The organism is Ruegeria sp. AM4, assembly GCF_056540665.1.
Map to the genome: position 1 here is coordinate 269,606 of NZ_JBQFXD010000001.1, position 13,569 is coordinate 283,174.

A 13,569-nucleotide genomic window follows, 5' to 3' on the forward strand; every position below is an offset into this window, starting at 1 on the left:
GCGATGGATCAGGCCAAACTGCGGATCGACAAATGGCTGTGGCAGGCGCGGTTCTTCAAGACCCGCAGCCTGGCCGCCAAGCAGGTCAGCGGTGGCCATGTCCGGCTGAATGGAGACCGGGTCCTGAAACCGGCGCAAGCCGTTGGACCCGGAGACGTTCTGACCTTTGCGCAGGGCCGGATCGTGCGGGTTGTCCGGGTGGAAAAGCTCGGTGAACGCCGTGGCCCGGCCCCCGAGGCGCAGACATTGTACTTCGATATGACGGAAAAGCAGGACAAACCGCCCGCAAACCCGGGATTCGAGGGAAAAGGTCGTCCAACCAAGAAAGATCGCCGCGCTCTTGATCTTTCTCGCAGGCAAGATGGCTGATCCCATCTTGAAGAGCAGGCCAGACTGAATTAGCTAGACGCCCAAACCGCAAACGGGAATTCCAGCCATGACCTATGTCGTCACTGAAAACTGCATCGCCTGCAAATACACCGACTGTGTCGAGGTTTGCCCGGTGGACTGTTTCTACGAAGGTGAGAACACGCTGGTCATTCACCCTGACGAATGCATCGACTGCGGTGTGTGCGAACCGGAATGCCCTGCCGATGCCATCCGGCCCGACACCGAGCCGGGTATGGAGCAATGGGTGGAATTTAACCGCAAATTCTCGGAACAATGGCCGGTGATCGTGACCAAGAAAGACCCACTGCCGGATGCCGAAGAACGCGACGGTGAAGAGGGCAAGATGGAGAAGTATTTCTCGGAAGCGCCTGGCGAAGGTGGCTGAGCGATTCGCGCAGTGAACCGTATGGTTCAAAACTTCGAAATCCGTGCAAGCGGCTGATATTCAAGGGGCTTCACGGCCCATCTGCAGCGCGGACTTTCAGGTGTCGCATTTTTGTGATATACTCTGTAGCTGAATGATGAATGAGATGGGGATGTACTCCGTAAGTATGTGTGCTTTGGAGTTCTGAATTTTTGACAAACTGACTGCCTGACCGGGCCAGAATGGCGCGGATCGGTGTGTTTTGTTGTCTGTTCTCCGCTCTGTAACCAAGGATGAACCTGAATGTCTAAGTCGAAAAAGCTTGAGTTCCGCCCGAACGATTATGTTGTCTACCCCGCGCATGGCGTGGGCCAGATCATTTCGATCGAAGAGCAGGACGTCGCCGGTTTCACGCTCGAGCTGTTTGTCATTTCCTTCGAGAAAGACAAGATGACGCTGCGCGTCCCAACCAACAAGGTGACCGAGTCGGGCCTGCGCTCGCTTAGCTCGCCGGATGTGATCAGCCAGGCGATGAAGACGCTGAAGGGCAAAGCCAAGGTGAAACGCGCCATGTGGTCGCGCCGGGCGCAGGAATATGAACAAAAGATCAATTCGGGCGATCTGATTTCGATTGCCGAGGTCGTGCGCGACCTGCATCGTACCGATGATCAGCGCGAACAAAGCTATTCGGAGCGTCAGCTTTACGAAGCCGCGTTGGAGCGTCTGACCCGCGAAGTCGCCGCCGTATCCGGTGCCGATGAGATTTCAGCCGCCAAGCAGGTGGATGAGGTTCTGACTTCGCGCGCGGCCTGATCGCGGTCTGCACCCATTAAAGGGCCGTCCCGGCGTCGGGGCGGCCTTTTTGAGTCTGCGCGCTTGGTCCAGACGCCGGTGTCGGCTATTTTGCAGTCAATGCAAGATGATACGGGGTCATGATGAAGCAGGCTGTGAAGTTTCTCTACATCAGCCACGAGCCGGTTTCGGTCTGGTTTCGCTATGGACTGATCCTGTTCGACATCTGCTCGATCATATTTTTTGTTGCCACTGCGAATGTTCCCCATGGGCCGGGGTTGACCACCGCAAGTCTGGCGGTGGGGCTAATCATCCTGCTGGATTTCTCGGCCCGCATGTGGATTGCCAAAGACCGGTGGAAATTGCTGCGCCATATCTACACATTGGCGGATATTGTGGTGATCGTATCGCTGCTGCTGGATCCGTTTCTGACTGGAAATCTCGCATTCGTTCGGATCTTGCGCGCCCTGCGGCTTATCCACTCTTATCACTTGCTGAGGGATCTGCGCCGGGACAGCCCGTTCTTTCGCACACATGAGGACGCAGTTATCGCGGCGATTAATCTTTTGGTCTTTGTCTTTGCCACATCGACCGCCGTTCTGGTCTTTTTTGTTCCCGAGAACTCTCAGACCCCCTATATCGACGCGCTGTATTTCACGATGGCGACGCTGACCACGACCGGGTTTGGCGACATCACCTTGTCGACGCCCGCAGGAAAGTTGTTCTCGGTGTTCATTATGGTCGTTGGCGTGGCGCTTTTTGTTCGTCTGGCGCAGGCGATATTCATGCCGCAGAAAGTGCGCCATAAATGTCCAAGCTGCGGTCTCTATCGTCATGACCCGGATGCAGTGCATTGCAAACACTGTGGGGGAACCCTGCGGATCAAAACGGGCGGGTCGACCTAGATCAACGCGGTGAGCGCCAGAAGAAAGGCAATCTCGGACAGGGCTTGCGTGGCCCCCAGAATGTCGCCGGTCTGTCCGCCGATGCGCGCCTTGGCAAGTGCGGCAACTGCAAATGCGACAACCAGTGCGCAGACCATGGGGATCAGGGCTTGTGTGCCTGAAACCAAAAGCGACAGGCCAATTGCCAGCGTAAGCCCCAGCAAGACTGCCGCGACCGAGGGCCTGCCGACCGATTGGCTGAGCCCCGATTTGCGGGCGTTCGGCAGCGATCGCATCAATACCGGCATCAACGCGCGTGAAAATACGCTTGCGGCCGCCAACCCGGCCAGTCCTCCGACAGGAATCAACGCCGCAATCGCCAGAACCCGCAGCAATTGCGAGATGGCCAGCCCCAGAACCCCATAGGTGCCGATATGGCTGTCCTTCATGATCTCCAGCCGGCGTTCAGCGGTGAAACCGCCCCAAAGGCCGTCACAGGTGTCGGCTAGCCCGTCTTCGTGCATGGCTCCGGTTGCTGTGATCAAGACGGCCAGCCCTAAAACGGCGCTGATCATCGGCGGCATGCCCGTTTGCGAGGCCGCCCAGATCACCGCACAAGCCAGCCCACCGACAACAGCGCCAACGATTGGGAAGGCCCAAACCGCCTGCGCCTGCCGCGCAAAGACACGGTCGGGCAGGGTAGGCACCGGCAATCGCGTCAGCAGCACCAGAGCAAGTGGAATATCCAAGGCAGAAACCACTTTGGTGTCGTTTTTGTTCACTCTCGGGCCTTTCCCGGTCTTGTTGCTGTGCCAGCTTTGGTTAAACACACAGGACCACTCTGATGCAACGAGGCTTTCCATGCTGCCCGAACTCTCCGATCTGAACAGTTTCCGCAAGGCATTGACCGAGGCTCCGGGCCCGGATGCCGACGCCAGTCAGGCCGCGCAGGACCGTAACGGTCAACTGACCAAGCCGCCCGGCGCGTTGGGGCGGCTTGAGGATATTGCGATCTGGTATGCGGCTTGGCGCGGGGATGCGCGACCGCAGATCAAGCAACCGCAGGTCATCGTGTTTGCCGGCAACCACGGCGTGACGGCGCAGGGCGTTTCGGCTTTTCCGCCCGAAGTGACTGTGCAGATGGTCATGAACTTTGAACATGGCGGCGCAGCGATCAATCAGTTGGCAAAGGCCGCTGGCGCAAAGATGAATGTACACGCGCTTGACCTGGACCGCCCCACCGCAGATTTCACCCAAGGCCCGGCGATGAGCGAAGAGGATTTGCTGACCGCATTGCGGACCGGATGGCAGGCTGTTGACCCGCAGGCTGATCTGCTGGTTGTGGGCGAAATGGGGATCGGCAACACCACCCCGGCAGCTGCCATCGCCTGTGCCCTGTTCGGGGGCGAGGCCGCCGACTGGACTGGGCGCGGCACGGGCGTTGACGACGCGGGCCTTGCCAACAAAACCCGCGTTGTGGCCGAAGGCGTCGCCGTTCATGGCCAGTCGAAAGATGGGCTTGAGATTCTGCGCCGTCTGGGCGGTCGCGAGATCGCAGCGATGGCCGGGGCGATTGCCGCAGCGCGCGTTTTGCGCATTCCCGTCCTTCTCGACGGGTTCATCTGCACGTCCGCGGCGGCCTGTCTGGCGCAGGCGTCGGCCTCGGCACTGGACCACGCGGTTGCTGGACACCAAAGCGCCGAAGGGGCGCATGGCAAGATGCTGGCGGAACTGGGCAAAGCGCCGCTTCTGAGCCTTGGCCTGCGATTGGGCGAGGGGTCGGGCGGAGCATTGGCGATCAACATCCTGAAAAGCGCCGTCGCCTGCCATTCCGGCATGGCGACGTTTGCCGAGGCAGGCGTTTCCGACGGCTGATGCCGATGCCTGACCGTCGTTAGACGCAGGTCAGGCCGATTCCTTGGCGTGTTCTTCGGCCAATTCAAGCAGAGCGGTCTCCAGATCCTTTTCCAGCTTCTGGGCCCGCTCGATGTATTTTTTGTTATCGGCGGTTGGCATGCCGGGTATCCACAGCTCGGCCAATTCGCGCACGGACGTGCGGTCATGATGGTAAAAGGTCTGCTCGGCCTGCGCCGCTTCGTATTCCGAAAGACCAATATTCTCCAACACATAGCGACCCGCGCGCAACGATCCGTCGAACATCTCGCGAACGATGTCGTTGGCACCGGCCTGATACAGCTCGTAAACATGGGTGCGGTCGCGGGCGCGGGCTATGATGTGCAGATCGGGCCGTTGACGGCGCGCGTATCCAACAAGACGCGTGACCTGTTTGCGATCATCCATCGCCGCGACCAGAACCGAGGCTTTCTCGATACCCGCAGCCCTCAGCAGCTCGGGGCGGGTAGGATCGCCCAGAAACCCTTTGACGCCGAACCGGCGCATCAACTGGATGGTCTCGATATCGTGGTCCAGAACCACGGTTTTGAAACCGCTGGCCTGCACCAGACGGTTCACGATCTGACCAAAGCGACCAATGCCCGCGATGATGACAGGACCTTTTTCGTCAATCTCGTCCGGTTCGACCGCTGGACCCGCATCGCCGATATACCGGGTGATCTGGTCATAGGTGATGAACAAAAGCGGCGTGATCAGCATCGTCAATGCGATGATCATCAGCAGTTTCTGCGACAGATCGGGTGGGATGACATTCTGTTGCGTTGAAAAAGCCAACAGAACAAAGCCGAATTCCCCCGCCTGAGCCAGACCCAGCGTGAACAACCAATGGTCGCGCCCGCGCAGCTTGAAGGCCCGCCCGACGATGAACAGGATGATCCCCTTTGCGAGAATGACAAGCAGCGCCAGACCGATCAGATCCAGCGGGTCGTCGAAGAAATACGCCAGATCGATGCCGGCGCCGACAGTGATGAAGAACAGACCCAGAAACAGCCCTTTGAAGGGCTCGAGATCGCTCTCCATCTCGTGCCGGAATTCAGAGCTGGCCAGAACCACGCCTGCAAGAAAGGCGCCTAACGCGGGCGAAAGGCCAACCAGCGTCATCAGGAACGAGATGCCGACCACGATCATCAGGGCCAACGCCGTATACATCTCGCGCAAGCGGGTGGTGTGGATAAAGCGGAACAGCGGGCGCGCCAGATACACGCCTGCCAGAACGACAAAGGCGATCGCGCCGAGTGTAACAAGCGTTACCGCCCAGCCCGGCAGCCCCTCGACCAGCGAAAGCGTATGATGGGCGTGCGCATCGTTATGAGCGATGCCGCGGTCAATCGAACCGTCCTGTTCGATATGAACCATGGCCGGAAGCGCCAGTAGGGGCAGGAATGCAAGGATCGGGATGACGGCGATGTCTTGCGTCAGAAGCACGGAAAAGGTCGCGCGCCCGCCATTCGTTTGCATCAGGCCCTTTTCCGACAAGGTCTGCAACACGATTGCAGTCGAGGATAGCGACAGTGTCAGCCCGACCGCCAAAGACACCGACCACGGGTGATTTGCGTAAAACGCGACCGCAGCAATAGCCAGCGTAGACAAGCCCACTTGCAGACCGCCCAGACCCAGCAGCTTGTCCCGCATGTCCCACAACGCGCGCGGCTCAAGTTCAAGCCCGATCAGGAACAGCATCATCACGACGCCGAATTCCGCCACATGCTGAAGGTTCTCGGTCTCGGCCCCGACCAAGCCGAGAATAGGACCGATTGCAATGCCCGCCGCCAGATAGCCCAGCACTGATCCCAACCCCAGCCGCGCAGACAGCGGCACGGCAATCACTGCCGCCGCCAGATAGATCGAAGCTTGGTAAAGGAATTCGTTCATCGTTGTCCTTCCTGCAAGGTCATGTCGGCAACGGAGCGTCGCGTTTCAGTTGGTCCATCACGATCTGGCTTTGCACACGGGCAACCGCAGGATGCGGCAGGATCACCTCGTGAAGCAAGCTGTTGAGGGCGGAAAGGTCGTCGCAATACACGTGAAGCAGGTAATCTGCCTCACCCGTCATCGTCCAGGCGCTGCTGATCTCGGGGCGGGTGTTGACCATGCGGGCAAAGCTGGCGGATTGTTCCGGCCCATGCGTCCCCAGATGGACCTGAATGAAACCCTGAACCTGCAACCCCAGTTTCACAGGATCCAGCCGGGCGGTGTATCCGGTAATGTAACCTTCGGCTTCAAGCCGCTGTCGGCGACGACCCGCCTGAGAGGCCGACAGATTCAGCGCGTCGCCCAATTGCTGCGCCGTCAGATGCGCGTCGCGCTGTAACGCAGCTAGCATTCCAATGTCGATCCGATCCAGCACGTGCGGCATTTCCTCAAAATTCGATCAATCAATGCGGGGTTCGCGCGTATATAGCGAGTTTACACGAAAACAATGCGCAGAAACAGCATCGATTAAGGCGTATTTTTGAATCAGCAAAGAATTTCCTGTCTGTAAGGAGGCACACCATGGGTCCTTTCCCGCATAACGCTCCGAAATCTGTCATCAGCGAAGAGAACCCGGCAGGGACCGACGGGTTCGAATTTGTCGAATTCGCCCATCCCGAACCGCAAGAACTGCGCGAGCTGTTCGCGCGGATGGGGTACGATTATGTCGGTCATCATCGCAAGTCGCCCAAGGTCGAGCTGTGGCAGCAGGGCGATGTGACATATATCCTGAACGCGGACCCTGACAGCTTTGCTGCCAAATTCGTCACCGATCACGGCCCCTGTGCCCCGTCAATGGGTTGGCGCGTGGTCGATGCGCAAAAGGCGTATGAGCATGCTGTCGCAAAGGGGGCCGAACCTTATGACGCCGATGACAAGACCATGAATGTCCCGGCGATCAAGGGCATTGGCGGATCGCTGATCTATTTCATCGACCAGTATCACGACACGTCGCCTTACAACGAGGAATTCGAGTGGGTGAAACAATCCAAGCCGCGCGGTGACGGGTTCTTTTACCTCGATCACCTGACCCACAACGTGTTCAAGGGCAACATGGACAAGTGGTTCAAGTTCTACGGCGATCTGTTCAACTTCCGCGAAATCCGATTCTTTGACATTCAGGGCAAGCATACGGGTCTTTTCAGCCGTGCATTGACCTCGCCCTGCGGCCGCATCCGTATTCCGATCAACGAAGACCGGGGCGAGACCGGGCAGATCGTATCCTACCTCAAAAAGTACAAGGGAGAAGGCATTCAGCACATCGCGGTCGGCAGTGATGACATCTACAGTTCGACCGACGCGATCGCCGAAAAAGGGCTGAAGTTCATGCCCGGCCCGAATGAGACGTATTACGATATGTCCTATGACCGGGTTAGCGGTCATGATGAGCCGAAGCACCGGATGATGAAACACGGCATCCTGATCGACGGCGAGGGCGTTCTGGATGGCGGCGAGACCAAGATCCTGTTGCAGATCTTCTCGAAGACCGTGATTGGACCGATCTTTTTCGAGTTCATACAGCGCAAAGGCGATGATGGGTTTGGCGAGGGGAACTTCAAAGCCCTGTTCGAATCCATCGAACGTGAGCAGATCGAATCCGGTGAAATTTCGGCGGCTTGATCGTAAAAAACTGATGAGTGAGAGAGCGCCGCGCAGTCCGGCGCTCTTTTTTTTGTCGAACTTACCCGCGCGGCATTTTCAACGTCACGTTCTTGCCGCGCTTTTGGTAACGCAACTCGCTGTCACCAATTGCAACAACCTTGCCGCCGTCGATCCGGTCTCCGACCTTCAGTTTTTTGTACCGGCCACTGGGCAGCCGGACGAGGGCGCGGCGGTTTGCGGGGGTGCCGTAGACCCCGATCAGGTTCAATCGACGCAGATTGATGGCGTTGTCGATCGTCGCCTGCCGCGCCACCGAGGCAGTGGTCGGTATCTTGGGTGACACGGTTTTGGGCGCAAACGAACCGGGCTCGGTTGTCGTCGAAGCCACATTTGCGGTCGATCCCAGGTTGGCCGTGCCTGCGCTTGCGGTGCGCGGGGCCAGATTGGCCGGGCGAGGTTTTGGTCGGGGCACACGAACAACCGCCAAAGCCGTTGGGGTGTAGTCGATCTCGGGTTCAACCTTCAGCGATTCCGGGCGCAGCTTGGGCCGCACGACGGCCAATTCTGCCAGCGACCGACCGCCCAACTGCGAGCGTTCGAACTGATCCACCAGATTGTCGGGCCGCACCCGCGGTCGGAAACCGGCCAACCGTTCGTCGGGTTCCGTTGGTTCGGGCTCTGCTTCGAACCGGACCGGAGGTTCGGGCGGGACCGAGGACGGGCGCCCAAGATAGACCACGACACCATCGGGGTTCAGCGTGCCCTCGGGCGTCGCGGTGACAAGACCGCGATCGTCCAAATCAAACTGCTGATCCTGTCCGCCGGGCAGAGTGGGCAGGTCCGGCGGCAGGTCGGTCAGAAGACTTTCAACCTGCGGCAAGGCCAATGCATCCAGCGACAGGTCCGACTTGTCGACCGAGACCAGATACATCTCGTCCGTCTGATCCGGCTGCGGGGCCGACAAGGGCGGCGGCGCCGTCGGCGCGGTGCCGGTGAAATCCTTGAGCACAGTCTGAGGGTCAGGGTCCTGCGCGATCGGTTCGACCGGTTCCGGAGGCATGTTCAGCGCTTCGAGAATGGCCGGATCGGTGGCGGACGGGTCAACCTGCTCTTCGACCTCGGGCTCAACGGACAGTGCTTCGAGTATCGCCGCATCTGTGGCGCTCAACGGTTCCTCGACCTCTGCTTCAGGGGCTTCGGTTTCCGGTTCAACAGCTGCAACGTCGGTCTGCGGCGGTTCGATGACCTCGGATTCGGGGGTCGCCTGCGCTTGTTCCTCGACGGCGGGCGGGCTGTCCGGCCCCATGATCGACCACGCGCCCAGAGCCATGCCCAGAAAGACGGACGCCGCAACCGCCGGAATGGCATAGCGCGCAAGGTTTCGACGTGATGGTTTTGTTCCGCCTGCCAGAGCAGGTGTTGACCGGAACGCCTCGGGCCTGGTGGCACCGGCGATTGCATGCACTGGCATCTCCGGTTCGACAACCAGGCTGGGATCATCAGACGTTACCGTGTCGTTCGCAGCTGCGTGTTCGTCAGTCGTTTCTGCCACTACGGGCGCCGCCAACCCCTCGGGTGTTTCTGGCGCGACAACTTCGTCTGGACCTTCGGGGGTTTCAGCTACATTTGCGGGTGCATGTTCGTCAGTCGTTTCTGCCACCACGGGTAGCGCCAACTCCTCGGGCGTTTCTGGCGCAACAACTTCGTCTGGGCCTTCGGGCGTCTCCGCGACATCCGCAGGTACAATCTCGTCAGGCGTTTCTGCGTCAACGGCGGGTGTCGGCCCTTCAGATGTTTCCGGCTCAACAACTAGGTCTGACGCATCGGTCGTTTCCGTGTCGTTCGCCTGTGCTTGCTCGTCGGTCGTTTCTGCCTCAACGGCGAATGTTGGCTCCTCAGGCGGTTCCGCCTCAACAACTGAGTCTGGAGCTTCGACTGCTTCCACAACATCCGCAGGTGCAACCTCGTCAGGCGTCGCTGCTATGGTCGGCGTTGGCTGCTCTGACGTTTCTGACGCGGTCGCAGGGGCTGGCTGTTCCGGCATTTCCTGCTCAGCCGCAGGCAATTGATCCTCGAATGTTCCCGGCTCGGTGTCCGTTCCCTGATCCTCAGGCGCTTCAAGTTCGCTGGGTGTCGTCGGATCGACGATTGGTTCCGGCTCAGAGAGAATGGCATCGGGTTCGGAGGCGAGGGCATTGTCTACGTCGTCGGTCCCCGTCGGCACTGGCGGTGAAGCATCGGGCGCAGGGTCAGCCGCATCGACCGGCCATTCAAAACCGTGTCCGTGCAAGGGAGGTTCCGCCGTCTCGCCTGCTCGGAATGCTTCGGGGACAAATCCGTGTGCAACCGCAAAGGCGCGCGCTTCGTCCAGCGTCTGTCGGGCAACAGCGGCAACCTGTGTCTCGGGATCCGCCGCGACGGATGTATATGCAAGTTCCGACAGCGCATAGGGCGTCGCCTCTGCCAGCGTGATCTCGACTTTGGCGGCAGCGTCCTCGGGGCTCAATCCATCGGTGTCAACGGTCAGTAGGCGCAATTGATCAGGCGGGATGATCAGCGCGCATCCAAGGTGATTGGCCAGCGCGAATCCCTTATCCCGCAGCGCCTGCATCTGCTCGGCCAGATCGGGCACATCCAGCGGTACGGTTCCAACGCAGTACCATTCCCCATCCGAATGGTGATGCAGCGAGATGCCGTTTTCAGAAAATGACAGCGCAAAGGCGGGTTTCATAATCCGGATGAACCATAATTGTCAGTTTCATTGCAAACGCTTTGACGCCTGCCGCAAGAGCATAAAGCAGGAAGCTGCCGAGGGAAAGAAAAAGCCGCGATTCCCCCTTGCCGTGTATTGCCCCAAGACCCCATCTTTGGGTTACGTCAGCAGGAGGGATCACCTTGAAGACACTTGCCTTTTTGACAGCAATGACCGCCGCCGTGGCAGCCTTGCCCGCCCATGCGGAGGAAGGTCGCATCACCGTCAGCGGCACTGGGGTCGCATTGGCCGAGCCGGACATGGCCACATTGACCCTTGGCGTGACCAATCAGGAAGACGAGGCCGCAGCTGCGATGGCGGCAACCTCGGCAGCGGTGGCGCAGATTCTGAAACGGCTTGAGGATATGGGGCTTGAGGCACGCGATGTGCAGACCCGGGATCTGTCGCTGTCACCGGTCTGGGCCGGGCGCAGCGGGCAAGGCAACGAGCCGCCACGCATTACCGGCTTTACCGCGTCGAACCGCGTTCTGGTCCGGGTGCGCGATCTGGACAGCCTGGGGCAGATCATGGACGCCGTGATCTCGGATGGTGCCAATGACTTTGGCGGGCTGAGTTTCAGTGTGCAGGACCCAAAACCGCTTGAGGCCAACGCGCGTGCAAGCGCGGTCGCGGATGCGATGGCAAAGGCCGACCAGCTTGCCCAGGCAGCCGGGATCCAGCTGGGATCAGTGGTGTCGATCAGTGATCAGGCCAGCGGGGTTCGTCCGGTCGCCCAGATGCGAGAGATGGCGATGATGGATAGCGCCGGCGTACCCGTCGCGGGTGGCGAGGTATCGGTTTCGGTCAATATCCTGATGGAATTCGAAATCGCCGACTAAGTCAGGTGTCTGCCCGGGCCATCAGCGGCTGCCGTTGTTGGCCCGAGGCGTCGAAATTGTCGGACGACAGCCAGCTTTCAAAAGCTGCACGTATGCGGGGCCAGTCTGTATCAAGGATTGCATACCAGGCCGTGTCGCGATTGCGCCCTTTATAGTGGGTCGCCTGACGAAAGATGCCTTCGAAGGTGAAACCCAACCGCTCGGCCGCACGCCGTGACGGCGCATTCAGCGCGTCGCATTTCCATTCGTAGCGGCGATAGCCCAGCTCGTCGAACACGCGGCGCATCATCAAGTACATGACCTCGGTTGATTGCGGTTTGCGTTGCAGCAGGGGCGAAAAGTGGATGTGACCCACTTCAATCGCTCCGGCGGCAGGTTCGATCCTGAGATATGAGGCCATACCGACCGGAACCTCGTCCTGGTCCAGCACCGTATGAAACATCGGGTCGGCACCGGCGCAATTGGCCTGCGCCCATTCGACAAAACCGGCCTCGGCATCGAAGGGGCCGTAGGGCAGGTAGGTCCAGTTGCGACCGTCCATGTCATTGGCAAACGCCCGGTAAAGCCCGGGCGCGTGTCTGTTAATATCCAGTGGCACGACCGAGCAGAATTGACCCTGCATCGGCGTATAGGGCGGCGTCGGGCGAGGAAAATCGCCCGTCACAGGCTTGCCGATGGGTTGGCCCAGCTCGTTGGTGTCGTGCTCGGTCATGGCTCAGGCGCTGGCTTTGGACAGGGCCTGATCCAGATCGGCGATCAGATCGTCGGCGTCCTCGATCCCGATCGATACGCGCACCACGTTTGCGCTGGCGCCTGCCGCCTCTTGCTGTTCGGGAGTCAACTGGCGGTGGGTTGTCGAGGCAGAGTGGATGATCAGCGACCGGGCGTCGCCCAGATTGGCCACATGGCTGAAAATCTCGAGCGCGTTCACCAGTTTGATGCAGGCGTCATAGCCGCCCTTGACCGCGAAGGTGAACAAGGCACCGGCACCGCGCGGATAATGCGTTTTGACGCGCTCATGATAGGGCGAGGAGGGCAGGCCGGCATAGGTCACATATTCCACACGTTCATCAGCCTCGAGCCAGGCGGAAATCTTTTGCGCGTTCTCGACATGCCGTTCCATCCGCAGCGACAGGGTCTCGATACCCATCAGCGTATAGTGTGCTGCTTGCGGGTTCATGGTCATGCCCAGATCACGCAGGCCGATGGCGATACTGTGGAACGTGAAGGCAAGCGGGCCGAACGTCTCGTGGAACTTAAGCCCGTGATAGGCCGGTTCCGGCGTGCTGAGCGAGGGGAACTTGTCGTTCGCCGACCAGTCGAACTTGCCCGAATCCACGATGCAGCCACCGGTGACGGTGCCGTTGCCGGTCAGGTATTTGGTGGTCGAGTGTACAACCAGCGTCGCGCCGTGCTCGATCGGGCGGCACAGATAGGGTGTGGCCGAGGTGTTGTCGACGATCAGCGGAATGCCCGCGCCGTCCGCCACATCGGCAAGCGCGCGAATGTCGGTGACATATCCGCCCGGGTTGGCGATGGATTCGCAGAACACCGCGCGGGTGTTTTCGTCGATTGCGGCTTTGACGGCGTCAAGATCATCGGTGTCCACGAATTTTGCCGACCAGCCAAAACGTTTGATGGTCTGGCTGAATTGCGTGACCGTGCCACCATAGAGACGAGTCGAAGCAACCACATTGCAGCCCGGCCCCATCAGCGGAAACAGCGCCATGATCTGCGCCGCATGGCCCGAGGAACAGCACACCGCGCCAACGCCGCCCTCAAGTGTTGCCACGCGTTCCTGCAGAACCGCGACGGTGGGGTTGGTCAGGCGGGAATAGATGAACCCGACCTCTTGCAGATTGAAAAGTGCTGCCGCGTGGTCGGCATCGCGAAACACATAGGCCGTGGTCTGATAGATCGGTGTCTGACGCGCGCCAGTTGCCGGATCAGGGCGGGCGCCCGCGTGGATTTGCAGGGTATCAAAGCCGTATTGAGGGCCGTCAGACATATCGAAATCTCCTGTTGGAATCCTTGTTGCCAAAATGTCTAGGACATTGCCTG

The 13,569-nt window shown here is 59.7% G+C and carries 13 protein-coding genes; 7 read left to right on the forward strand and 6 right to left on the reverse strand.

From position 1 onward, the window contains the following. Window positions 1-3: 3 nt before the first annotated feature. The 4 genes from ACR0JA_RS01335 (at window position 4) to ACR0JA_RS01350 (ending at window position 2,451) form a co-directional block, all read left to right on the forward strand. Window positions 4-369, forward strand: coding sequence for an RNA-binding S4 domain-containing protein (locus ACR0JA_RS01335; RefSeq protein ID WP_480568883.1), 366 nt, complete (start codon window positions 4-6; stop codon window positions 367-369). Between the two features lie 67 nt (window positions 370-436). Then, complete coding sequence (fdxA, locus tag ACR0JA_RS01340) at window positions 437-775, forward strand: ferredoxin FdxA (protein ID WP_074735041.1); 339 nt, start codon at window positions 437-439, stop codon at window positions 773-775. Window positions 776-1,057: 282 nt separating this feature from the next. Beyond that, window positions 1,058-1,567 carry a CarD family transcriptional regulator gene (locus ACR0JA_RS01345; protein ID WP_480568886.1) on the forward strand — a complete coding sequence of 170 codons (510 nt, stop codon included), beginning with the start codon at window positions 1,058-1,060 and terminating at the stop codon, window positions 1,565-1,567. Window positions 1,568-1,689: 122 nt separating this feature from the next. Next, entirely contained in the window at window positions 1,690-2,451 is a 762-nt protein-coding gene (locus ACR0JA_RS01350) for an ion channel (RefSeq protein ID WP_480571105.1), read from the forward strand. On the opposite strand, the gene cobS is transcribed toward ACR0JA_RS01350, so the two are convergent. After that, window positions 2,448-3,212 carry an adenosylcobinamide-GDP ribazoletransferase gene (gene cobS, locus ACR0JA_RS01355; protein ID WP_480568889.1) on the reverse strand — a complete coding sequence of 255 codons (765 nt, stop codon included), beginning with the start codon at window positions 3,210-3,212 and terminating at the stop codon, window positions 2,448-2,450. The genes ACR0JA_RS01350 and cobS overlap by 4 nt on opposite strands. A gap of 79 nt (window positions 3,213-3,291) precedes the next feature. On the opposite strand from cobS, the gene cobT reads away from it, so the two are divergent. Beyond that, entirely contained in the window at window positions 3,292-4,305 is a 1,014-nt protein-coding gene (gene cobT / locus ACR0JA_RS01360; protein WP_480568892.1) for a nicotinate-nucleotide--dimethylbenzimidazole phosphoribosyltransferase, read from the forward strand. A 30-nt stretch (window positions 4,306-4,335) separates the two neighbouring features. On the opposite strand, the gene ACR0JA_RS01365 is transcribed toward cobT, so the two are convergent. Continuing rightward, on the reverse strand, window positions 4,336-6,216 hold the full coding sequence (locus ACR0JA_RS01365) for a cation:proton antiporter domain-containing protein (RefSeq protein WP_480568895.1): 1,881 nt from the start codon (window positions 6,214-6,216) through the stop codon (window positions 4,336-4,338). Between the two features lie 19 nt (window positions 6,217-6,235). After that, a complete protein-coding gene (locus ACR0JA_RS01370; RefSeq protein ID WP_480568898.1) occupies window positions 6,236-6,700 on the reverse strand; it encodes an Lrp/AsnC family transcriptional regulator in 465 nt (154 codons plus the stop codon). Between the two features lie 137 nt (window positions 6,701-6,837). Here ACR0JA_RS01370 and hppD point away from each other — a divergent pair, with 137 nt between their 5' ends. Next, window positions 6,838-7,935, forward strand: a complete 1,098-nt coding sequence (gene hppD / locus ACR0JA_RS01375) for a 4-hydroxyphenylpyruvate dioxygenase (RefSeq protein WP_480568901.1) — start codon at window positions 6,838-6,840, stop codon at window positions 7,933-7,935. Window positions 7,936-7,996: 61 nt separating this feature from the next. On the opposite strand, the gene ACR0JA_RS01380 is transcribed toward hppD, so the two are convergent. Next, window positions 7,997-10,648 carry a hypothetical protein gene (locus ACR0JA_RS01380; RefSeq protein WP_480568903.1) on the reverse strand — a complete coding sequence of 884 codons (2,652 nt, stop codon included), beginning with the start codon at window positions 10,646-10,648 and terminating at the stop codon, window positions 7,997-7,999. Between the two features lie 164 nt (window positions 10,649-10,812). Here ACR0JA_RS01380 and ACR0JA_RS01385 point away from each other — a divergent pair, with 164 nt between their 5' ends. Next, window positions 10,813-11,508: an SIMPL domain-containing protein gene (locus ACR0JA_RS01385; protein ID WP_480568906.1), complete on the forward strand. Its 696-nt coding sequence runs from the start codon at window positions 10,813-10,815 to the stop codon at window positions 11,506-11,508. 1 nt (window position 11,509) lies between these two features. Here ACR0JA_RS01385 and ACR0JA_RS01390 read toward each other — a convergent pair whose 3' ends face one another. Beyond that, complete coding sequence (locus ACR0JA_RS01390) at window positions 11,510-12,220, reverse strand: GNAT family N-acetyltransferase (RefSeq protein WP_480568909.1); 711 nt, start codon at window positions 12,218-12,220, stop codon at window positions 11,510-11,512. Between the two features lie 3 nt (window positions 12,221-12,223). Next, window positions 12,224-13,516 (reverse strand): O-acetylhomoserine aminocarboxypropyltransferase/cysteine synthase family protein, encoded by a 1,293-nt coding sequence (locus ACR0JA_RS01395; protein ID WP_480568912.1) that lies wholly within the window; start codon window positions 13,514-13,516, stop codon window positions 12,224-12,226. Window positions 13,517-13,569: the final 53 nt, after the last annotated feature.